The sequence below is a fragment of the Williamsia sp. Y844 genome, assembly GCF_056786475.1.
On record NZ_JBXCJB010000006.1, the window covers coordinates 175,885 to 198,460 of the forward strand.

20 protein-coding genes are annotated in these 22,576 nt (G+C 64.6%); 15 read left to right on the plus strand and 5 right to left on the minus strand.

All coding sequences use genetic code 11. The annotated features are described in order from the left end of the window. Positions 1-2: 2 nt before the first annotated feature. The 3 genes from treY to AC1TQG_RS27520 all read right to left on the minus strand — a co-directional run bounded on the left by treY (position 3) and on the right by AC1TQG_RS27520 (position 7,226). Positions 3-2,336, minus strand: coding sequence for a malto-oligosyltrehalose synthase (treY, locus tag AC1TQG_RS27510; protein ID WP_482142098.1), 2,334 nt, complete (start codon positions 2,334-2,336; stop codon positions 3-5). Beyond that, complete coding sequence (glgX, locus tag AC1TQG_RS27515; RefSeq protein ID WP_482142099.1) at positions 2,336-4,870, minus strand: glycogen debranching protein GlgX; 2,535 nt, start codon at positions 4,868-4,870, stop codon at positions 2,336-2,338. Before glgX ends, treY begins: the two co-directional genes overlap by 1 nt. Positions 4,871-4,964: 94 nt before the next feature. Continuing rightward, a complete protein-coding gene (locus AC1TQG_RS27520; RefSeq protein WP_482142100.1) occupies positions 4,965-7,226 on the minus strand; it encodes an acyltransferase family protein in 2,262 nt (753 codons plus the stop codon). Between the two features lie 145 nt (positions 7,227-7,371). Between AC1TQG_RS27520 and AC1TQG_RS27525 the strand changes: the two genes are divergently transcribed. From AC1TQG_RS27525 to AC1TQG_RS27555, 7 genes are all read left to right on the plus strand, one after another. Next, entirely contained in the window at positions 7,372-8,730 is a 1,359-nt protein-coding gene (locus tag AC1TQG_RS27525) for an adenosylmethionine--8-amino-7-oxononanoate transaminase (RefSeq protein ID WP_482142101.1), read from the plus strand. Positions 8,731-8,735: 5 nt separating this feature from the next. Beyond that, entirely contained in the window at positions 8,736-9,884 is a 1,149-nt protein-coding gene (locus tag AC1TQG_RS27530) for an 8-amino-7-oxononanoate synthase (RefSeq protein WP_482142102.1), read from the plus strand. A gap of 18 nt (positions 9,885-9,902) precedes the next feature. Next, positions 9,903-10,568: a dethiobiotin synthase gene (gene bioD / locus AC1TQG_RS27535; RefSeq protein ID WP_482142156.1), complete on the plus strand. Its 666-nt coding sequence runs from the start codon at positions 9,903-9,905 to the stop codon at positions 10,566-10,568. A 75-nt stretch (positions 10,569-10,643) separates the two neighbouring features. Continuing rightward, the gene (gene bioB / locus AC1TQG_RS27540) at positions 10,644-11,657 is read left to right on the plus strand and encodes a biotin synthase BioB (protein WP_482142103.1); all 1,014 of its coding nucleotides are present in this window, start codon (positions 10,644-10,646) and stop codon (positions 11,655-11,657) included. A 14-nt stretch (positions 11,658-11,671) separates the two neighbouring features. Continuing rightward, positions 11,672-11,908 (plus strand): biotin synthase auxiliary protein BsaP, encoded by a 237-nt coding sequence (gene bsaP / locus AC1TQG_RS27545; protein WP_482142104.1) that lies wholly within the window; start codon positions 11,672-11,674, stop codon positions 11,906-11,908. Positions 11,909-11,925: 17 nt separating this feature from the next. Continuing rightward, complete coding sequence (locus AC1TQG_RS27550) at positions 11,926-12,477, plus strand: DUF2567 domain-containing protein (RefSeq protein ID WP_482142105.1); 552 nt, start codon at positions 11,926-11,928, stop codon at positions 12,475-12,477. Positions 12,478-12,535: 58 nt separating this feature from the next. Next, positions 12,536-13,996 carry an MFS transporter gene (locus AC1TQG_RS27555; protein WP_482142106.1) on the plus strand — a complete coding sequence of 487 codons (1,461 nt, stop codon included), beginning with the start codon at positions 12,536-12,538 and terminating at the stop codon, positions 13,994-13,996. A 27-nt stretch (positions 13,997-14,023) separates the two neighbouring features. On the opposite strand, the gene AC1TQG_RS27560 is transcribed toward AC1TQG_RS27555, so the two are convergent. After that, complete coding sequence (locus AC1TQG_RS27560; RefSeq protein ID WP_482142107.1) at positions 14,024-14,719, minus strand: NUDIX hydrolase; 696 nt, start codon at positions 14,717-14,719, stop codon at positions 14,024-14,026. 191 nt (positions 14,720-14,910) lie between these two features. Between AC1TQG_RS27560 and nadA the strand changes: the two genes are divergently transcribed. The 3 genes from nadA (at position 14,911) to AC1TQG_RS27575 (ending at position 18,020) form a co-directional block, all read left to right on the plus strand. Continuing rightward, positions 14,911-15,930, plus strand: coding sequence for a quinolinate synthase NadA (gene nadA / locus AC1TQG_RS27565; protein ID WP_482142108.1), 1,020 nt, complete (start codon positions 14,911-14,913; stop codon positions 15,928-15,930). Next, entirely contained in the window at positions 15,927-16,793 is an 867-nt protein-coding gene (gene nadC / locus AC1TQG_RS27570) for a carboxylating nicotinate-nucleotide diphosphorylase (RefSeq protein WP_482142109.1), read from the plus strand. The genes nadA and nadC overlap by 4 nt, the downstream gene beginning before the upstream one ends. Before the next feature lie 186 nt (positions 16,794-16,979). Further along, positions 16,980-18,020, plus strand: coding sequence for an NAD(P)-dependent alcohol dehydrogenase (locus tag AC1TQG_RS27575; protein ID WP_482142110.1), 1,041 nt, complete (start codon positions 16,980-16,982; stop codon positions 18,018-18,020). A gap of 15 nt (positions 18,021-18,035) precedes the next feature. Here the strand turns inward: AC1TQG_RS27575 and AC1TQG_RS27580 are convergent, their stop codons facing one another. After that, positions 18,036-18,422, minus strand: a complete 387-nt coding sequence (locus AC1TQG_RS27580; protein WP_482142111.1) for a phage holin family protein — start codon at positions 18,420-18,422, stop codon at positions 18,036-18,038. A 121-nt stretch (positions 18,423-18,543) separates the two neighbouring features. Between AC1TQG_RS27580 and hisD the strand changes: the two genes are divergently transcribed. From hisD to AC1TQG_RS27605, 5 genes are read left to right on the plus strand one after another with little or no spacing between them, the layout of a single operon-like run. Continuing rightward, positions 18,544-19,875 carry a histidinol dehydrogenase gene (gene hisD, locus AC1TQG_RS27585; RefSeq protein WP_482142112.1) on the plus strand — a complete coding sequence of 444 codons (1,332 nt, stop codon included), beginning with the start codon at positions 18,544-18,546 and terminating at the stop codon, positions 19,873-19,875. Continuing rightward, complete coding sequence (locus AC1TQG_RS27590) at positions 19,872-21,032, plus strand: histidinol-phosphate transaminase (RefSeq protein WP_482142113.1); 1,161 nt, start codon at positions 19,872-19,874, stop codon at positions 21,030-21,032. The genes hisD and AC1TQG_RS27590 overlap by 4 nt, the downstream gene beginning before the upstream one ends. After that, positions 21,029-21,649, plus strand: a complete 621-nt coding sequence (gene hisB, locus AC1TQG_RS27595) for an imidazoleglycerol-phosphate dehydratase HisB (RefSeq protein WP_482142114.1) — start codon at positions 21,029-21,031, stop codon at positions 21,647-21,649. The genes AC1TQG_RS27590 and hisB overlap by 4 nt, the downstream gene beginning before the upstream one ends. Continuing rightward, complete coding sequence (gene hisH / locus AC1TQG_RS27600) at positions 21,646-22,296, plus strand: imidazole glycerol phosphate synthase subunit HisH (RefSeq protein ID WP_482142115.1); 651 nt, start codon at positions 21,646-21,648, stop codon at positions 22,294-22,296. Before hisB ends, hisH begins: the two co-directional genes overlap by 4 nt. A 25-nt stretch (positions 22,297-22,321) precedes the next feature. Beyond that, a complete protein-coding gene (locus AC1TQG_RS27605; RefSeq protein ID WP_482142116.1) occupies positions 22,322-22,576 on the plus strand; it encodes a hypothetical protein in 255 nt (84 codons plus the stop codon).

Genomic DNA, 22,576 nt, shown 5'->3' on the forward strand with positions numbered 1-22,576 from the left:
AGTCAGATTCGTTCGAGGATCGCGACGGCGGTTCCGAAGCGCGCGATCTGCACGGTTCCGGACATGTCGCTGCCGGTGAGCAACTCTCGCCAGGTGCCGGGCGGAAGGTCGAGTGTTGTCTGCTTCCACAGGTGTTCGTCGAGACGCGCGGTCCAGCGGCATCCGACCATGATCACCGAGACGTCCGCGCCGGGCTCACTGCGTCCGAATGCGATGGCGTGTTCAGCTGCCGGGCCGTGCGCAGGCAGCGGGTGATAGTCGCCTGCGGTGAACACCTCGGGGCGTCGACGGCGCAATTGTGCTGCGGTGCGCACGATTGCGACTTTGGGGTGGTCAACGGATCGGCTGTAGTCGATCTGCCGTCGGTTGTCGGGATCAACCAGCGAATCGTCGAACCATTCGGTGCCCTGGTAGACGTCGGGGACTCCCGGCGTCAACATGGCCAGGGCCTTCTGCAGGAGAGCGTCGGATTCGGCATGCGAGCCGACCTCGCCGGTCAGGTCGGTCAGGTCTTTGGCACAGGGCCCGTCGAAGATGTTGTCGATCCACCCATGCACTGCCGACTCGAAGGTGGTGTTGACCTGGGTCCAGGTGGTGCCGACCGCACCTTCGCGGATGGCCTTTGTCGCGTAGTCATGGAAGCGGCCCCGCAGGTCATCGGTGATCACCCCGTCAATCGGCCAGATACCGAAAAGGTTCTGCCGCAGGAACAGTCCGGTGACTCCGTCGGGCGCCGGGTTGCGCGTCTGCGATCGATCCACCAATTCGGTCCAGCGCAGGGGGATCTGGGACAGCACGCCGATGCGGGCGCGGACGTCCTCGCTGCGTTTGGTGTCGTGTGTCGAGAGTGTGGTCAGCGCTCGGGGCCAGGCGGCGGCCCGTTCGACGTTGATGCGGTGGAACTCTTCGGTCGAATCGGCGAATGTCCCCGGATCGCCGCCGACCTCTTGCAGGGCCACCAGTCGGGCGGTTCGGTAGAAGAGGCAGTCCTCAACGCTTTTGGCGGTGACGGCGCCACAGACCTGCGCCAGACGTGCTCTCGCCTCGGCGTCGGAGTCGACGGCCGCACCGATGAGGTCGAACGCTGCACTCAACGCAGGTAGCCGTTGTTTTTTGGTGGCCAGTACAGACTCCAGTGTTCCGGCCAGGACCGGATAGTCGCTGCGGTACACGCCGAGGGAAGCGATGACCGCGCCGATCGCGGAGTCGAGGTCTTCAGCGGAGACCTCTGGGGTGACGGGTGATGTGGCGGCCGCGAACGCCAGGAGTGTGCGCCGGAGTCGGGCGCGTTCGGCGGGGAAGGTGTCGGACAGGATCGACAACTTCAGATGCCGTTCGGCGGCCTCGAGCCACCGGTGATCGCCGCGGTCGCCCGCGTACCGCTGATGGAGATCACCCAGTGGCTCTTCGCCATTCGGGTCGATGAGAACGGCTCCGACGGAACGCAACATCTCGTACCCGGTGGTGCCATCCACCGGCAACGACGGGTCGAGGGGTTCACCTTTGGAGAGGATCTTCTCGACCAGCAGGATGCGGTCCGGTCCGAGGTCGTCACGAAGGTTGCGCAGATACCCTTGCGGGTCTGCCAGACCGTCGGGATGATCAACCCGGATCCCGTCGACCAGGTCTTCGTCGATGAGTTGGCGGACCAGGGTGTGGGTGGCCGCATACACGGACGGATCTTCTTGCCGCAGTCCGGCGAGGCCGTTCACCGAGAAGAAGCGGCGATAGCCGATGACACCGATGTTCCACGGCACCAACCGATATGGCTGTTTGTCGTGCACCGCGACCGCTGATTCCGGCGCCTGTGGGTCGTAAGTTTCCGGAGCGAGTGGAAAGCGGTGTTCGTAGAACGCGAGTTCGGGCTCCGGGCCGGAGGCGTCGATCTCCAGGGCGTCGAGGTCGTCGGGTGAACCCAGAACCGGCAGAGCGATTTTGCCGTCGGCCCCGTTCTCCGACGACCAATCGATGTCGAAGTAGGACGCGTACTGCGAGTTCGCGCCCAGTTGTAGTACGTCCCACCACCACGGGTTCTGCCGCGGGTCCTCGACGCCGGTGTGGTTGGGCACGATATCGATGATCAACCCGATGCCGCGTCCGGCAGCGGCGCGACGCAAATCCCGCAGACCGTCGATGCCGCCGAGGGTGGGGGAGACCTCGGGAGGCGGCACCCAGTCGTAACCGTGCTCGGATCCCTCCTGGGCGGTCTGCACCGGCGACAGGTACAGATGGCTGATCCCCAGTGCCGCATAGTGATCGAGGTTTCCGGCGGCGTCGGCGAATGTGAAACCACTATTCAGCTGGAGACGGTAGGTGGCGGTGGGAGGCAGGATCATCAGTTCACCTTGCGCAGGACCAGCAACGACCTTCCGGTGACCAGGACGGGGGTTCCGGCCTTGGCGATGACGGCGCTGTCACCGAGGGGATGCGCGGTGTCGAGTACGCCCTCCCACTCGTTGGCGTAGAAGGTTGTGGGCAATCCGAACGCGATCGGCTCGTAGTGCGCGTTGAAGCACATCAGGAAGTCGTTGTCCTGGACGACGCGTCCACGAATGTCCTTCTCTCCGATGGCCGATCCGTTCAGGAACACCGCGAGGGACTTTCCGAAACCGCTGTCCCAATCCTCTTCGGTCATCTCGTGGCCCGATGGGGTGAGCCATGCGATGTCGCGAGGTTCGTCGCCGGAGCGGATGGGACGTCCGGCGAAGAACCTCCGACGACGGAACACCGGATGCTCTTTGCGGAGGTCGATCACCCGGGCAGTGAAATCGAGAAGCTCGGAATTCTTCTCTGCCAGAGCCCAATCCATCCAGGCCAGAGGATTGTCTTGGCAGTAGACGTTGTTGTTGCCCTGTTGCGTCCGGCCGATCTCATCGCCATGGGCGATCATCGGGGTGCCCTGACTGAGCATCAGGGTGGCCAGGATGTTCCGCTGCTGGCGAGCCCGCAGGGTTTCGATGACCGGATCATCGGTGGGACCTTCGACCCCACAGTTCCACGACCGGTTGTGACTCTCGCCGTCCCGGTTGTCCTCACCGTTGGCCTCGTTGTGTTTCTCGTTGTACGACACCAGATCACGCAACGTGAATCCGTCGTGTGCGGTGACGAAGTTGATGCTGGCGCTGGGGCGACGTCCGGTCGCCTCGTAGAGATCAGAGGAACCGGTGAGCCGGGACGCGAACTCGCCAAGGGTCGCCGGTTCGCCACGCCAGTAGTCGCGCACGGTGTCGCGGTACTTGCCGTTCCATTCGGTCCACAGGCCGGGGAAGTTACCGACCTGGTAGCCACCTTCGCCGATATCCCACGGCTCGGCGATGAGTTTGACCTGGCTGACCACCGGATCCTGTTGCACGAGATCAAAGAATGCCGACAACCTGTCCACATCGTGCAGTTCCCGGGCCAGGGTCGATGCGAGGTCGAAACGGAATCCGTCGACATGCATTTCGAGAACCCAGTACCGAAGGGAATCCATGATGAGCTGCAGGGTGTGTGGATGCCGGACATTGAGACTGTTACCTGTCCCGGTGTAATCCATGTAGGCCCAGGGCTCGTCGTCGACGATCCGATAGTAGGCGGCATTGTCGATGCCGCGGAAGGCGATGGTCGGTCCCATGTGATTGCCTTCGGCGGTGTGGTTGTAGACCACATCGAGGATGACCTCGATACCCGCGTCGTGGAATGCCCGGACCATCGCCTTGAACTCGGGCACTGCGGCGCCGGCCCGCTTGTTCGACGCGTAGTCGGCGTGGGGAGCCAAGAACCCGAAACTGTTGTAGCCCCAGTAGTTTCGCAGGCCCTGATCAAGTAGCGTCTGGTCCTGCAGGAACTGATGCACCGGCATCAGTTCGATGGCCGTGACACCGAGCTTCGTCAGGTGGTCGATGATCGCCGGATGCGCCAGCCCCGCATAGGTTCCGCGGAGTTGTTCCGGGACCTCGGGATGCGTGGCGGTCATGCCCTTGACATGGGCCTCGTAGATGACGGTCTCGTAGTACGGACGGTTGGGCGCGCGGTCATGCTGCCAGTCGAAGAATGGGTTGATCACGACCGAGGTCATGGTGTGTCCCAACGAATCCAGGCGCGGAGGTTCTCCGAACAATGGGTCGGGCTGCTCGGGATCCGCTTCTGCCTCGGGCTCGGCCCCGGCGTCCTCCGCTTCGGTCTCGGTGACCGTGGTTGCCACCACCGCGACGTCGGTGAGATCGTCGGATTCGCTCGAGAGTTCGGCCGCGGTGTCGGCGACCGGGACCTCGACCTCACTGGCGGCCATTGCCTCGGCGACGGATTCATCTGTTGCCGAAGTGGTTTCGTCGCCTGTCGACTCCCCGGACGATGGTTCGGAAACAGCCGGATCGGAAGCAGGCGGTTCGGGAGCAGGGGGATCGAGAGCGATCGGATACGAGTACAGCGACGCATCGCCGTCGAACTCTCCGTGAAACGACTTGCCGTAGGGGTCGACGAGGAGCTTCGACGGGTCACATCGCAAACCCTGCCGGGGATCGTAAGGTCCGTGGATGCGGTAACCGTATCGCTGTCCGGGAGAGATCGTGGCCAGGTATGCGTGCCAGACGTAGCCGTCGACCTCTTCGAGTTCGATGCGCGTCTCCGTGCCGTCTTTGCTGATCAGACACAGCTCGACCTTGGTCGCCACCTCGGAGAACAGTGAGAAGTTCGTTCCGGTGCCGTCGAACGTGGCGCCGAGCGGGTAGGCCGTACCCGGCCACACCATGAGTTCTTCGACCTCTTCGGTCACGGCGGCGCTGCTCTGCGCCGGCACCGCAGTCGGCGTGTCCGATTCTGGCGTACTCACCTCGGTGGGTACTTCGTCACCGGCGTCCTCCGTGAGCGCACCACCGTCAGGCGTCGTCATCTGCACTCTCGATTACTCATGTCCAAGACCCTACTGGGACGCGGGCCGGGCGGCATTCGGAGCGGGGCGTGGCACCGTGGCCGCAATCTGCTGGTTACGTCCAGGGTAGTGCGGCCTGCATCTGACGCTGCAATTCCGGGATCAGGCTACGGATGAAGGTGGCACTGAGGTGGTGCCAATCCTTGTAGACGGTGATGTTTCCGACAACGGCGGGACATGTTGTGTCGTCGCACAATCCCGCGGTGATATCGAGCGGATGCAGATTCGGGTAGTCGGGCACCACGTCAAGCGCCGGATCGGTAGGCGCCAATGCCCACGTGCGGGACGTACTGCAGTCGTCGTTGGAGCTCTTCGACAGGCAGTCCGGGGTGTTGATGGCTCCGTCATCGTTGTGCGGCCAGGGGGTGTCGCGGATGCCCAGGACCGGGATGTCGGCGGCGGCGAACTGGGCGAAGATCGGCAGGTAGTCGTCGGGGACCCAGTCGCCGGGATCGTTGTCTTTGGGTCGGGTCGAGTTTGTGAACACCGCATCGGGTCGGTCGGCGATGATCATCGGCATCACCTTGTCCACCCACGCGCGGCACTGCGGGTAGGGGACTCCGGACTGCTTCGGTTCTGCTTCGGCCGTCAGCGGGCAGCCCATCTTCAGGTATGTCCTGACCTTGAAATGGTTCTGCTTGCCGAGGATGTCGAGCGCGGTGATCCACATCTCGGCATGGGAACCGCCTGCCAGTGCAATTGTTTTGGTGGCCTGCAGATCTCCGTACTCACCGATGTGGACATCGCCGTCGTCGAAGTCGCTGATGTCGCCGTTGAACGAGGTTGCGGGTAAGTCCATCACCACTGCCAGTGGCGAGGGCTGCGGGTCCACGTGGGGTACCGGGACACCGTCGAGGAGCGCACCGGCGCCGGGGTAGACGCGAGGATCGAGGTTGGTGGTGTCGACGGTCAGATTGGTGGCGTGGCTCTCCCACGCCTTGAACCCGGTAGTCATCACGATGGCGCCGACCAGAAGGAGGCTGCCGGTAATCGTCGAATAGTTCAGCAGGCGTCCACGCCACGGGCGCACGGGCGTGGCATGGGCCGGCTGATGGTGCCGCGACGCCGTCCCTTCGTGCAATGGGCCGTCTTTATCAACACCTTGGCCGGCTCCGGCCCCGCGTACGGGTCCGTGAGCGGACACCGAACGTGGTGCCCGCAGGGGTTCTTCGATATACCGCTTTGTCAGCCAGGCCAACGCGATCGAGAGCGCTATCAAGACGGTGCCCTCGACGATCGATGCGTCGTTCTTGTCGCGCCAGGTCAGATAGAAGATGAGCAGCGGCCAGTGCCACAGGTACAGCGCGTACGAGATCGAGCCGAGCCAGACCATCTGCCTGCCGGCCAGTGCATTGCTGACCGCGGGCCGTTCGACCGATGAGCCACGTCTGACGGCGTTGTTGCCGGACCAGATGATCGCCAGAGTGGACAGCACCGGAACCAGGGCCCACGGTCCGGGATACTGCTCGACACCGACGATCCACCAGCCGCAGCTGATGATCAGGCCGAGCGCGACGATCGCCACCAGGTTGCGGATCGCGTTGGGGACACGCCACTTCGGCATCCACACGGCGAGCAGGCCACCGGCCAGCGGCTCCCAGGCGCGCGAGATGGTGTCGTAGTAGTTGAACTGCTGGTTCACGCCCATCCGCATGTGTGCCCAGTAGAACGACACCGCGGCGACGCCGAGGATCGCCAGACCGATGACCACCCGGATCACCGTCGGGTCGGCAAGCTTCTTGAACCCGGACCGCACCAGCAACTTGATGGCACCGGCAAATGCGAGCGCGGTGAGCATCGTGACCACGAAGAACTGACCCTGCACCGACATCGACCACAGGTGCTGCAACGGACTGTTGGCCGAGCTTGCCGCGGTGTAGTCCTGGGAATTGAAGGCCAGGAACCAGTTCTGGTAGTAGAACAGGCTCGCGATGACCTCGCGTCCGGTGGCGAGCCACCGGGTTTCCGGGAAGATCAGCAGCGTCCCGAGGCTGATGACGATCAGGATCGCCACCAGAGCGGGCAGGAGCCGCCGGGCCAGGCGCGTCAGACGTTGGACCGGATTGACGGTCTTCCACAACGTGGTCCGCTCGTCCTGGCTGACGATGGTGTGCCGCAGCAGCGAGCCGACGAAGAAATAGCCCGAGAGGGTCAGGAAGACGTCGACGCCACCGGAGACCCGGCCGAACCAGATGTGAAAGCAGGCCACGAGGACGATCGCGAGGCCACGGAGTCCGTCGAGGTCGGTCCGGTAGATCGGCACCGTGTCGGGGGGAACCGTGGAGGTCCGCGTGTCAACGCTGGGCGTGGCAGTCAATGGTCTGGTGTCTCATTTGTTCGGGGTCTGCCGCGTGATCGGTCGGATCGCAGCAATTCGTTGGGCTGTCCAGCCACGTAATGTACCTGCCTTAGATCAGAATCCCGGGCTCAGATCCACCGCGCGCCCTCACTAGTGTGGATCCGTGCCCACGTTTCCTGAAGCTTCGAACGAATCGGCTGCGCGCTCCGCAGCGGAGATCAGCAGGCTCGATTCCGAACTGATCTGGCATCCGTACGGCACGATGCCGCATCCGGAGCCGGTCCCGCGGGTGGTGCGCTCGGCGGAAGGCGTGCGTTTGACGTTCGCCGACGGGACCACGGTGGTCGACGGGATGAGTTCGTGGTGGGCGGCCATCCACGGCTACCGCAATCCGGTGCTCGACAACGCTGCGCGCACTCAACTCGACTCGATGGCGCACGTGATGTTCGGCGGTCTGACGCATGAGCCCGCGGCCCGGTTGGCCGAGCTGCTGGTGGAGATGACCCCCGAAACATTGCGCACCGTGTTCTTCTCGGATTCGGGATCGGTATCCGTCGAGGTCGCCGTGAAGATGGCCCTGCAGTACTGGCGGGCTCGGGGCACAACAGGTCGAAACAGGCTCCTGACCTGGCGCGGCGGCTATCACGGCGACACGTTCACACCGATGAGCGTCTGCGATCCCGAAGGTGGGATGCATTCGCTGTGGACTGACGTCCTGACCCGGCAGGTCTTTGCGCCTGCGCCGCCGGTCGATTACGAGGCCGACTACGTCGGTGAGTTCGAAGAGCTGGTGATCGCGCATCGGGACGAGCTGGCCGCGGTCATCGTGGAACCGGTGGTGCAAGGTGCCGGGGGGATGCGTTTCCACGACCCCCGATACCTCGTCGAGCTCCGCCGAATCTGCGACGAGCAGGGGGTGCTGCTCATCTTCGATGAGATCGCCACCGGATTCGGGCGGACCGGAGAACTGTTCGCCGCCGACCACGTGGGTGTCTCGCCCGACATCATGTGCGTCGGGAAAGCGCTGACGGGCGGCTATGTGTCGATGGCAGCAACTCTGTGCACACGTGAGATTGCCGACACCATCTCGGGTTCGGCCGTCGGAGTGCTCGCGCACGGCCCGACATTCATGGCCAATCCGTTGGCGTCGGCCATTGCGGTCGCCTCGACCGAACTGTTGCTCGAATCGCCATGGCGCGATCGGGTCGCCCGGATATCGGCGGCTCTGGCAACCGGGCTGGCGCCGCTGTCGGAGCTGCCAGGGGTGCGGGAAGTACGCGTCCTCGGGGCCATCGGGGTGGTGCAACTCGACGACCCGGTCGACATGGCCGTTGCGACGGATGCTGCCGTGGATGCGGGCGTCTGGCTGCGACCTTTCCGCGACCTCGTCTACACGATGCCTCCATATATCTGCACCGAAGCGGACATCGACACACTGATCGGTGGTGTGAGTGCGTCCGTACGTGCCGCGGTGGCGGGCCATGCCACCACTTCCGGCTCTATGAGAGGCTTCTCACAGTGAAACCGATGACGCCGAACGTGGCCGACACCGACACCGCGCTGGACTGGCTCCATGAGGCCGCCGAGGTTCGCGCGGCAGAGGGTTTGCACCGGACGTTGGTGCCGCGTGGGACCGACGACCGGTTGCTGAACCTGGCGTCCAACGACTACCTGGGATTGTCCCGCCATCCCGACGTCGTGGCCGCCGCACACGAGGCGCTCGATCTGTGGGGTGCCGGATCGACGTCGTCGCGGCTGGTCACCGGTACCACCGAGATCCACGAATCGCTCGAGAACGACCTCGCTGATTTCCTCGGTTATGAAGCGGCCCTGGTGTTCTCGTCAGGCTATGTCGGCAACATCGCGGCCGTGTCGGCACTGATGGGTCGCGGTGATCTGATCGTCTCCGACGGGGGTTCGCACGCATCATTGATCGACGGGTGCCGTCTGTCGCGGGCCCGGGTGGTGGTCGTCGATCGCGGTGACCACGCGGCGGTACGACGAGAATTGGAAGGGCGCAGCGAGCAGCGGGCGATGGTGGTCACGGACTCCGTGTACTCCATCGACGGTGCGATCGCCCCGGTTGCCGAGTTGTATGCCGCGGCCCGCGCCAACGGTGCGGTACTGCTGGTCGATGAAGCCCATGCCTTCGGCGTTCGGGGCACCGGCGGTCGCGGGGTTCTGGACGAAGCCGGACTGGCCGGCGCCCCCGACCTCGTCACCACGGCGGTTCTCTCGAAATCGCTTGGCTCGCAAGGCGGTGTGGTCCTCGGATCGGCGATGGTCCGTGATCATCTGATCGATCGCGCCCGCACATTCATCTTCGACACCGGTCTGGCACCCGCCGCAGCCGGCGCCGCGCAGGCTGCGTTGCGGGTTCTGCGCGCGCAGCCGGACCTGGCAACTCGGGTGCGTGCCAACGCTGCCCGGCTCGCGAGTCTGTGTGGCGGCACGGAGTCGGAGGCGGCGGTTGTCTCGATCATCATCGGCGATCCGGCCCAGGCGTTTGCGGCCGCGCAACGTTGTCGCGACCGCGGAGTGCTTGCCGGGTGTTTCCGTCCGCCGTCGGTGCCGCCGGGTACCTCGCGGCTGCGCCTGACCGTTCGCGCAGATCTGTCCGACGACGAGATCGCCCGGGTGGCAGAGGTTGTCACGGCCGTACTCGCCGAGATCTGAGGGCGCGCTGTGAGACTCGTGATCACCGGGACCTCGACCGAGGTCGGTAAGACGGTGGCAACCGCCGCGGTGGCAGCTGCGGTCATGGCTGCGGGGGCGAGCGTGGCCGTGTGCAAACCGGCACAGACCGGGGTCGGGCCGGGCGAACCCGGCGATGTCGACGAGGTGATCCGGCTTGCAGGTGTCACCGCTACGTCCGAGCTCTACCGTTTTCGTGATCCGCTGGCACCGTCTCGGGCGGCCGTTCGTGAAGGTGCCACACCGGTGGATCTGCATGTGATCATCGACGGCATCCGCGGGTTGGATTCGCACCATCTCACGCTGGTGGAGGGCGCCGGTGGGGTGCTGGTGCGATTGGCGCCCGACATCACCATGCTCGACGTCGCGGCCGGAATCGGTGCGCCGCTACTGGTTGTCGCCGCGGCCGGACTCGGCACGCTCAATCACACCGAGCTCACCACGTCGGCGATCAAAGCCGCAGGCCTCGAGTGCTCCGGCATCGTCATCGGCTCGTGGCCATCGCAGCCGGGTCTGGCCGAACTGTGCAACCTCGACGACCTGCCGGCCCTGACGGGAGTCCCGGTGGTCGGGCGGATCCCCGCAGGGGCCGGAAGCCTACCGCGCAGTAGTTTTACTTCGCAGGCATCTGGATGGTTTGATCCGGATTGGCTTGCGGGTCTGTGACCCACTGCCGGGTACCCGGTGTGCGTGATGATGCACACTGAGACCTCAACGTTCGCGACAAAAGGGAGGCCCCACGTGACCCAGGCGCCAGTACGTACCGACATACTCGACGTCGCACGTGAGCAGGTGTTGGAACGCGGGGAGGGGCTCAGCCAGGAGCAGACGCTGCAGATATTGCAGTTGTCCGATGACCGGTTGACCGACCTGCTGCAACTCGCTCATGACGTACGGATGAAGCACTGCGGCCCCGAGGTCGAGGTGGAAGGCATCATCTCCCTCAAGACCGGCGGCTGTCCCGAGGACTGCCATTTCTGTTCACAATCAGGGCTGTTCGCCTCGCCGGTTCGCAGTGCCTGGATCGACATCCCGGCATTGGTCGAAGCCGCCAAGCAGACCGCCAAATCCGGCGCCACCGAGTTCTGCATCGTGGCCGCCGTACGTGGACCCGACAAGCGCCTGATGGCGCAGGTGGCCGCGGGCATCGAGGCCATCCGGGCCGAGGTCGACATCCAGATCGCTTGCAGCCTTGGCATGCTGACCCAGGAACAGGTCGATGAGCTCAAGGCGATGGGGGTCCATCGCTACAACCACAACCTGGAGACCGCGCGGTCGCACTTCCCGAACGTGGTCACCACCCATAGCTGGGAAGAGCGTTTCGGCACGTTGAAGATGATCCGTGAGGCCGGGATGGAGGTGTGCTGCGGCGGCATCCTGGGAATGGGCGAGAGCCTCGAGCAGCGCGCCGAGTTCGCCGCGGACCTGGCTGCACTCGATCCCGATGAGGTTCCGCTGAACTTCCTGAACCCGCGTCCCGGTACCCCGTTCGGCGACCTCGATGTGTTGCCTGCGGCCGAAGCGCTCAAGGCTGTTGCCGCGTTCCGGTTGGCGCTGCCGCGCACCATCCTGCGGTTCGCGGGTGGACGCGAGATCACGCTGGGTGATCTGGGTGCCAAACAGGGCATCCTGGGTGGGATCAACGCGGTCATCGTTGGTAACTACCTGACAACGCTGGGCCGTCCTGCCGAAACCGATCTGGATCTGCTCGACGAGCTGCAGATGCCGATCAAGGCACTCAACGACTCGATTTGATCAGCGATCAGACGATGAGCGACATCCCGACTCCGCTGGCCGTCCCGATGGTCTACGGCGAGTACACCGGGGTGAAGCTCGATGTCGAGGACCCCGATTCGATTCCGCGGGCGGCGCAGCTCGGGCTCGAGCCGCCGCGCTACTGCGGACAGTGCGGCAGGCGGATGGTTGTCCAGGTTCGTCCTGACGGCTGGTCGGCGCGATGTTCGCGGCACGGTACCGTCGATTCGGTGGAGCTGTATCAACGTTGACCGGCAGGGTTCGGTCTGTGGGCTTTGTCTCGGCAGGTGCGGTACTTGCCGGGGTTTTATGGGGCCTGATCTGGGGTTTGTTGACTCCGGGTATCGAAGGGCGCATGGTCGCCCCGGATCGTGCTGTCGCAACGGGTGATGCCACGTCGGAGTTCACGGCCATCGGGTTGTACTTCTCGGTGGCCCTGATCGCCGGTGTGGTCCTGGCGGTGGTCTTCTGGATGTCGCCGCGACTGCGAGGTCCGGCCGGCGTCACCGGTTTGGCGTTCGGCGCGATCGCGTCCGGTGTGGTCGCGGTCTGGGTCGGAGACCTGGTGGCCCGTCTGCGTTTCCCCGGCCGCGACGGGGTGGCCGTTGGCGACGAGTTCACGCAGGCACCCAGCCTGCGCATCACGGGGGCGTACCTCGACTTCGGTGGCGGGATCGGGTTCTCCTGGGCGTTGTTGGTGATCGCACCACTGACCGCAATGTTGACCTATGTGGTGTTCGTTGTGATGAATCGGTCCGGCGATCTGGGATTTCCGGACGAGGCGGTCGCGCTGACCACGCCACCGGCCCGTGTCGAATGACATGCCGCATAGGTGACCCGCCGCATTCGCAGTAGTTGACAAGTATCACAATTACCAGGTGACCTCAGCAGCGGTGCTCAGTCCGCGTCGTAAGAACGCAATTCTGGTGACCTGCTGTCTGAGCCTGCTGATCGTGACGATGGACGCGACCATCGTCAACGTGGCGATCCCGTCGATCCGTGCGGATTTTGATGCCAGTGCGTCACAGCTGCAATGGGTCATCGACATCTACACCCTGGTGTTGGCCAGCCTGCTGCTCTTGGCCGGGACGATGGCCGACAAGTTCGGTCGCCGCCGCGTCTTCCAGATCGGCCTGATCACCTTTGCGCTCGGTTCGCTGCTCTGCAGTCTGGCCCCGAGCATCGAGGTGCTGATCGCGGCCCGCTTCGTCCAGGCCATCGGTGGTTCGATGCTCAACCCGGTCGCGATGTCGATCATCACCAACACTTTCCCGGGCCGGGTGGAGAGGGCTCGGGCGGTCGGGGTCTGGGGTGCGGTGGTGGGCATCTCGATGGCACTGGGGCCGATCGTCGGCGGGACCGCGATCAAACTCTTCAGCTGGGAAGCGGTGTTCTGGATCAACCTGCCGATCTGCGTCATCGCAGTGGTGGCCACCGCACTTGTTGTGCCCGAGTCGAAGTCGCTGCACGTGCGCAGTCTCGACCCGGTCGGTCAGACGCTGGCGGTGGTCTTCATGGCAGGCCTGGTCTTCGGCCTGATCGAAGGACCCTCGATGGGCTGGACCGACCCGGCCACGATCGGGATCTTCGCGGTCACCGTCATGGCGTTCGGGACGTTCTGTCGCTACGAACTGCGTCATCACGACCCGTTCATCGACCTACGGTTCTTCCGCAGTATTCCGTTCTCGGCCGCCACGGTGACCGGTATCTGCGCTTTTGCGGCCTATGGGGCTTTCCTTTTTGTGGTGTCGATCTACCTGCAGAGCATCCGTGGATTCAGCCCGATCGAGACCGGTCTGATGTTCCTGCCGTTGGCGGCGGGAACGCTGCTCTTCTCTCCGCTGTCCGGGCGGCTGGTCGGTCACTACGGCACCCGGCCGTCGCTGGTCGCTGCCGGGACGCTCCTGACGATTGCGTCCGTGTTGATGTCGACCATCGACGATGTGACACCGATCTGGCAGCTACTCATCACCTTTGGCTTGTTCGGAATCGGTTTCGGCATGGTCAACGCGCCGATCACCACCGGCGCGGTCAGCGGTATGCCGAGGGACCGGGCCGGGGCAGCTTCGGCGATCGCATCCACCAGCAGGCAGGTCGGTGTGAGTATCGGTGTGGCGTTGTCGGGTGCGATGGCGGGTTCGGTGATCGCGGGCGACCACGGAACATCATCGGCTTCGGACATGGCGCCGTTGTGGTGGGTCGCCGCCGGACTGGGGATGGTCATCCTGGCGAGCGGCATCTACTCGACCACGAGGAAGTCGTTGCAGACGGCAGACCGCGTCGCGGACCTGTTCGCCGAAGCGGGGGAGCAGGCGATACCTCAGGTGATGGACAAGTGACACAGCATCTTTGCCCGCTCGAGGGGTCTACAGAGGTGGGCGCAGCGTTGCGAACTCGTCGGTGATGCGCAGTTGCTTGTCGGCAAAGCGGTACAGAGCGGGCGGCCGTCCACCCGACGGGCCGGTTCGGCCGACGGTCCCGGTCGCGGTGATCACGCCGCGTCGCGAGAGGATGCGCAGCAGATTGGTCGAGTCCACCGGATAGCCAAGGGCTGCGCAGTAGATGTCGCTCAGGGCCGACATCGAGAACTCGGCAGGCGCGAGTGCGAACGCGATATTCGTGTACGAGAGCTTGGCAGCCAGCCTCGAGCGTGCCCGTTCGACGATCTTGCGGTGATCAAAACTGATCACCGGAAGGTCTGAGACCGGGTGCCAGCGGGTATCCGGCGGCAGGTTCGGTTGCGAATCCGACGGCACCATGCCGAGGTAGGACGACGCGATCACCCGCGGGCCGGGGATACGGTCGGGTTCGGAGAACACGGACAGCTGCTCGAGGTGGGCCACCTGGCGTAGGTCCACCTTTTCGGCGAGCTGTCGCAAGGCCGACGACTTCAGGTCCTCGTCATCATGCAAATTGCCGCCGGGTAGTGACCACGACCCGGCCTGCGGTTCAAAAGCGCGCTGCCACAACAAAATCGACAGCACGGGCGGCTCGCCGACCTGATGCTCGCGGACTTGGAACACGGCACAGAGGACTTCATGGAAGGCGCTCGGCGACGGCATGGCTGCGAGTGTAGTGCGTGCGCCGTGGGTGCTGGGACCAGGCGTGACCGGGGTATCGCAGGCCGGAGTGTGAGGGTGCGCACATGCCGGGTGTAGGATCGGAGGAGGTTTTCGATCTACAGTCGAAAACCCCCGCCCATAGCCCAGGCCGGCCACCGAAGACCGGCGCCATGAACAGGAGGGTGGTTGTCATGACAACCACGTCACTCACACTCGGATCGACCGAACCCCTTTACACCGGGGTCGAGCCGACGCCGGAATGGTTCGCCGAGATCAAGAGTCTCGCCAAGAAGCGCAACGCCACGTTGCTGGCGCACAACTACCAGCTGCCTGCCATCCAGGACGTTGCCGATCACGTAGGGGATTCGCTTGCCCTGTCGCGGATCGCGGCCGAGGCCGAGACCGACGAGATCATCTTCTGTGGTGTGCACTTCATGGCCGAGACCGCAAAGATCCTGAGCCCGGACAAGCGCGTGCTCATCCCCGACGAGCGGGCCGGCTGTTCCCTCGCCGACTCGATCACCGCGGACGACCTGCGGGCTTGGAAGGCCGACTACCCCGATGCGGTGGTCGTCTCCTACGTCAACACCACGGCCGAGGTGAAGGGGCTCACTGACATCTGCTGCACGTCGTCGAATGCAGTCGATGTCGTCAACTCGATCGATCCCGACAAAGAGGTCCTGTTCCTGCCGGACCAGTTCCTCGGCGCCCACGTCAAGCGGGTGACCGGTCGCGAGAACATGCAGATCTGGGCCGGTGAATGCCACGTCCACGCCGGCATCAACGGCGATGAGCTCACCGCGAAGTCGAAGTCACACCCAGACGCCGAGCTGTATGTACACCCCGAATGTGGTTGCGCCACATCGGCGCTGTACCTGGCCGGCGAGGGTTTTGTACCCGCCGACAAGGTCAAGATCCTCTCCACCGGTGGCATGCTCGACGCCGCCAGGGAAACCGGCGCCACACAGGTGCTGGTTGCCACCGAGGTCGGCATGCTCCATCAGCTGCGCAAAGCTGCACCCAATGTCGACTTCCAGGCCGTCAACGACCGTGCCTCCTGCCCGTACATGAAAATGATCACCCCGGCCGCGCTGCTGCGTTGCCTGCGTGAAGGCAAAGATGAGGTTCATGTGGCTCCCGACGTTGCCGAGAAGGCACGTCGCAGTGTTCAGCGGATGATCGAGATCGGTAACCCGGGAGTGGGCGAGTGACGGACAACCAGGCCGGCACACCCGAGGTTGCGGCGCTCATTGCCACCGCGCTCGACGAAGACCTGCGCTACGGACCTGATGTCACCACAGCTGCAACGGTTCTCGAGGGTGCCGTTGCAACCGCGGTGCTCGCCAACCGGCAACCCGGCGTCCTCGCCGGCCTCGACATCGCTCTGCGGGTCTTCGACACTGTCATCGGTGCCGGTCAGTACGAGGTCCTCGATCGCCTCAAGGACGGCGCGCATCTCGAGGCCGGTACGGCGATCGCAACGCTTCGGGGACCGGTGGCGGGTTTGCTGGTGGCCGAACGAACCGCACTCAATCTCATGTGTCATCTGTCCGGAATCGCCACCGCCACCGCGTTGTGGGTGCAGCAGGTAGAGGGCACCGACGCCGTCATTCGAGACTCACGGAAGACGTTGCCGGGTCTGCGATCTCTGCAAAAGTATGCGGTGCGCTGCGGTGGTGGACAGAACCATCGGATGGGTCTCGGCGATGAGGCGCTCATCAAGGACAACCACGTCGCAGCCGCCGGATCGGTCACCGCGGCACTCAATGCAGTACGTGCCGCTGCCCCGGACATCACCTGCGAAGTCGAGGTCGACAGTCTCGAGCAACTCGACGAGGCTCTGGCTCTGGGTGCCGAACTCGTTCTCCTGGACAACTTTCCGCTCTGGCAGACCCAGATGGCGGTGCAGCGTCGCAACACCAAGTCGCCGTCCACCAAACTCGAGAGCTCTGGTGGACTGACCGTGGACGTCGCCGAGGCATACGCCCGCACCGGCGTCGACTACCTCGCCGTCGGCGGACTCACCCATTCGGTGACCGCCCTCGACATCGGGTTCGACTGGATCGGCGACTGATTTCGTCAATCTCAACAGCTTCTCCGTGTCTGTGCCGGCACCGCTGAAAAAGCGGGGCGCAAACGGAAATGCTTGCGTGGGTGGGGACTGTGGTGCACGTCGCATTCGTTAGCCAAGGACATATGCGTATGTACGCTTGAATGCGCGGTTCAACACCGCGATCCCCACATTCTCGGAGGTTTATCTGTGCCGACCATCAATGCCTACGCCGCTCCATCCGCGAAGGGTGCACTGGTCCCGATGACAATCGAGACCCGTGACGTAGGTCCGGCCGACGTGCGGATCGCCATCGCCTTCGCCGGTATCTGTCATTCCGACATCCACACGGTTCGCGACGAATGGGGCCAGGCGCAGTATCCGGTGGTGCCCGGCCACGAGATCTCGGGCACGGTCGCCGAGATCGGCTCAGAGGTGACGAAGTACCAGGTCGGCGATCGGGTTGGCGTCGGCTGTTTTGTCGATTCCTGCCGCGAGTGCGAGCCCTGCCTGCAGGGAGACGAGCAGTACTGCGAGAAGGGCATGGTCGGCACCTACAACGCGGTCGGCCGGGACGGAAAGGTCACCACCGGTGGCTACGCCCAGGAGGTCGTGGTCGACGAGAATTACGTCCTACGCATCCCCGAGGGGCTGCCGCTGGATGTCGCCGCGCCGCTGCTGTGCGCAGGCATCACCACCTACTCGCCGCTGCGGCACTGGAACGCCGGACCCGGCAAGCGGGTCGCGATCATCGGACTCGGTGGACTCGGACACATGGGTGTCAAGATCGCTCACGCCATGGGCGCCGAGGTCAGTGTCATCTCACAGTCCCTCAAGAAGATGGAAGACGGACTCCGACTGGGTGCGCAGAACTACTACGCGACCGACAACCCCGACACCTTCAGCGAACTCCGTGGGAAGTTCGATCTCATCCTCAACACGGTCTCCGCCAACTTCGACATCAATCAGTACTTGTCGATGCTTGCTGTCGGTGGCACCTTGGTCGAATTGGGCCTGCCGGAGAACCCGATTTCAGTGGAGGCCATGACATTGGTGTCCAAGCGGCGTTCGCTCGCCGGATCACTGATCGGTGGAATCGCCGAAACCCAGGAGATGCTCGACTTCTGCGCCGAGCACAACCTGGGTGCCGAGATCGAGGTGATCAATGCCTCACAGATCAACGAGGCCTACGAGCGGGTGGTGGCTTCGGACGTGCGCTACCGATTTGTGATCGACACCGCAACACTCTGACCGGACTGGGCGACGTCAGCGGTCTTGACGGTCGGGGACCAGTGCCCCGAGCAGGAAGTTGACGACCGAGATCACGATCGAGCCACCGACCGCGGTCCAGAATCCGTCGACGCTCAGGCCGAAGTCGGTGGTCTCGGTGACCCAGGCCGTCAGCAACAGCATCAATGCGTTGATGACCAGGGTGAACAGTCCCAATGTGAGGATCAGCAGGGGGAGAGACAACAGCTGCACAAACGGCTTGATCGCGGTGTTGACGATGGTGAAGACCAGCGCGATGAACAGCACCACCAGGATCTGGGCGCCGGTGTCGCGGCCGTCCGTGGCGATCGATATCCCGTTGATGAGAGCTGCTGCGATCCAGATGGCGACAGCATTGATGAGGAGTCGTGCGGCGAAGACCATGTTGAGATCCTAGGGGCGCTGGTAAAAACTGCTGGCCGGAACGCATATCCTAGAAGTAAGTCCGCAGTGGCCAATCCACGGGCAATGCGGATCGCCAACGATTCGTCAGGAGTTCGTGCTCATGCTTGCCCGCACCGACCTTCGCGGTGCCAACGCCACCACCGCTCAACTACGCCGGACCCTTCCGCGCGGCGCCACCGACGTCGACACGGTCTTGGGCCAGGTCAAACCGGTGATCGAGGCGATCCGCGAGCATGGTGCCTCCGCGGCGCTCGACTACGGCAAGAAGTTCGACGGCGTGGCACCGGAGACCGTGCGGGTTCCCGGCGAGCAGATCGAGAAGGCCTTGGCCGAGATCGATCCCGACGTCCGCGCCGCGCTGTCCGAGGCGATCGACCGGGCCCGTCGGGTCCACGCCGATCAGCGTCGGACCGACGTGAGCACCGAGGTCTCACCCGGTGGAACAGTCACCGAACGCTGGATCCCCGTCGGCCGGGTCGGTCTGTATGTGCCGGGCGGCAATGCGGTCTACCCGTCGAGCGTGGTCATGAACGTGGTGCCCGCCCAGGTGGCCGGTGTTGAATCCCTGGTGGTCTCGTCGCCCCCGCAGGCCCAGTTCGACGGTTTGCCGCATCCGACGATCCTGGCGGCTTGCGCGCTGCTCGGTGTCACCGAGGTCTGGGCGGTGGGCGGCGCACAGGCCGTCGCCCTGCTGACCTACGGCGGCACCGATACCGACGGCGCCGACCTCGATCCTGTCGACCTGATCACCGGCCCGGGCAACATCTACGTGACGGCGGCAAAACGGCTGTGCCGCAGCGTAGTCGGCATCGACTCCGAAGCAGGCCCCACCGAGATCGCGATCCTGGCCGATAGCTCGGCCAGTCCGGTCAACGTGGCCGCCGACATGATCAGCCAGGCCGAACACGACGTGATGGCAGCCTCTGTCCTGGTCACCGACAGCCCGGAGCTCGCCGACGCCGTCGACGCAGAGATCGAGGTTCAGGTCTCCCGGACCAAGCACACCGACCGCGTCCGTGAAGCCCTGGCAGGTCCGCAGTCGGGAATCATTCTGGTGGACAACATCGATCAGGGCCTGCAGGTGGTCAACGCCTACGCCGCCGAACACCTCGAGATCCAGACGCGGGACGCTGCTGCGGTGGCTGCCCGAGTGCGCAGTGCCGGTGCGATCTTCGTCGGTGACTACTCGCCGGTGAGCCTGGGCGACTACTGCGCAGGCTCCAACCACGTTCTGCCCACGTCGGGTTCGGCGCGGTACAGCTCAGGTTTGTCGGTGCAGACGTTCCTGCGCGGCGTGCACGTCATCGACTACGACGAGGCCGCACTCAAGGAGGTCTCCGGGCACGTGCAGACCTTGGCGAAGGCGGAGGATCTGCCCGCGCACGGTGAAGCCGTGCGGCTGCGGTTCGCCGGTTCGGAGGATCTTCGGTGACTTCTTCGACCCCCACCTCCTCCACCAGACGGATCGGGCTTGACGACCTACCGCTGCGCGAGACGCTGAAGGGCCAGTCGCCCTATGGCGCACCGCAACTCGACGTGCCGTACCGCCTCAACACCAACGAGAACCCACATCCGCCGTCGCAGGCACTGATCGACGACGTCGCGGCGTCGGTACGCGAGGCCGCGTCGCAGCTGCACCGGTATCCGGACCGGGACGCGGTCGCGCTGCGTACCGATCTCGCCGCCTACCTCAGCTCGGCGACGGGTGTTGCGCTCGGTGCCGAAAACCTCTGGGCGGCAAATGGATCCAACGAGATTCTGCAGCAGTTGTTGCAGGCCTTCGGCGGTCCGGGCCGCAGCGCGATGGGGTTTGTCCCGTCGTACTCGATGCACCCGATCATCTCCACCGGCACCGACACCATTTGGATCGAAGGAAAGCGCAACGCCGACTTCTCATTCGACCTCGATGGCGCACTCTCGGCAATCGCCGAGCGCAGACCCGATGTGGTGTTCCTGACCTCACCCAACAACCCGACCGGTGGGTCCATCTCACTCGACGACGTGCGCGCCGTGGCTGCTGCGGCGCCGGGCATCGTCATCGTCGACGAGGCATACGGCGAGTTCTCTGCGGCACCGAGTGCGGTCGAACTGATCGAGGAGTTCCCCGCCAAGGTCGTGGTCAGCCGGACGATGAGCAAGGCATTCGCCTTTGCAGGCGGACGCCTCGGCTACCTGGCCGCCGATCCGGCCGTGATCGACGCGCTGCTGCTCGTACGGCTGCCGTACCACCTGTCGGTGGTCACGCAGGCCGCCGCCCGGGCGGCTCTGCGACATGCCGACGACACCCTCGCCGGGGTCGCCGCGATCGTCGCCGAACGGGGGCGTGTCACCGCCGAACTGACCCGGTTGGGCTACTCGGTGGTCGACTCCGACGCCAACTTCATCCTGTTCGGCCCGTTCGCCGATGCAACCGCGAGCTGGCAGAACTACCTCGACGGTGGCGTGTTGATCCGTGACATGCAGATCGAGGGCCATCTACGTGCCACCATCGGATTGCCCGCCGAAAACGACGCGCTGCTGGCCCGCAGCGCCGAACTGGCCCGCACCGACTTAATAGGCCAGACAGACTTGATCGGAGAGCAGAAATGACCGCACAACCGCGCGTGGCCCGCATCGAGCGGACCACCCGGGAGTCCTCGATCACCGTGGAGATCAATCTCGACGGCACCGGGCGCACCGACATCTCCACCGGCGTGGCGTTCTACGACCACATGCTCACCGCTTTTGGTGCGCACGGCAGCTTCGACCTCACGGTGGCGGCCAAGGGTGACGTCGAGATCGAGGCCCACCACACCGTCGAGGACACGGCGATCGTGCTCGGCCAGGCCATCGCGAAGGCTCTGGGCGACAAGAGGGGCATCCGCCGCTTCGGCGACGCCTGGATCCCGATGGACGAGACCCTGGCCCAGGCCATCGTCGACGTCTCCGGTCGCCCGTACTGCGTGTTCACCGGCGAGCCCGAGCACATGCTGACCACCACCATCGGCGGCAATCCCGGCGTGCCGTACCACACGGTCATCAACAAGCACGTCTTCGAAACTCTCGCGATGAACGCCCAGATCGCGCTGCATGTGCGCACGATCTACGGCCGCGATCCGCACCACATCACCGAGGCCCAGTTCAAGGCTGTGGCACGCGCGCTGCGCGCCGCGACCGAATCGGATCCACGCGTGAGTGGTGTGCCGTCGACGAAGGGGGCCCTGTGAGCGGCAGCAACGGCGATCGGACGGTTGCGATCCTCGATTACGGTTCGGGCAATCTGCGTTCGGCGCAGCGGGCACTGGAGCGGACGGGCGCGCAGGTCAAGGTGACGTCCGATTCGGCGATCGCGTTGGAGGCCGACGGTCTCGTGGTGCCCGGCGTCGGCGCGTTCGCGACATGCATGGAAGGTCTGCGCGCGGTCAAGGGCGACCGCATCATCGACGACCGGCTGGCCGGTGGCCGCCCGGTCTTGGGCATCTGTGTCGGTATGCAGATCCTGTTCGAACGCGGTGTCGAATTCGGAGCCGAAGCGCAGGGCTGCGGGCAGTGGCCGGGTACGGTCACTCAACTCCAGGCCGAGGTGCTGCCGCACATGGGCTGGAACACCGTTGAGGCAGAACCTGATTCGATGCTCTTTGCGGGCATGCCCGAAGAGGAGCGCTTCTACTTCGTGCATTCGTACGCCGCGCAGAGCTGGGAGTTGCCCGCGGACGCACTGTTCAAGGCGCCCAAGCTGACCTGGGCCACCCACGGGGGACGATTCCTCGCCGCGGTGGAGAACGGCCCGTTGTGTGCCACCCAGTTCCATCCGGAGAAGTCCGGTGACGCCGGAGCCCGGCTGCTCAACAACTGGGTCGGGTCATTGACGTGAACGCCGTGACAAGCCCTGCGCCGCAATGATGACCGCACCGCGGTTCTCGTTTGCCCGGCTGGCCCTCTTCACCGTGGGTGCCGGAGTCGTGGTGCTGGCCGTCTCGGCGGTGATCGTGATCGGACTGGCGAAGGTGTCACCGGTCGCTGCCCTGATCGTTGCGCTTCTGGCGCTGATACTGGCAATTGTCGCGATGGGTATTGTTGCCAACCGGATGGTCGACCGCGTGGCCCGCGCGATGCGCGAAGAAGCAGACCAATCAGAAATCGAAGGAGATTGA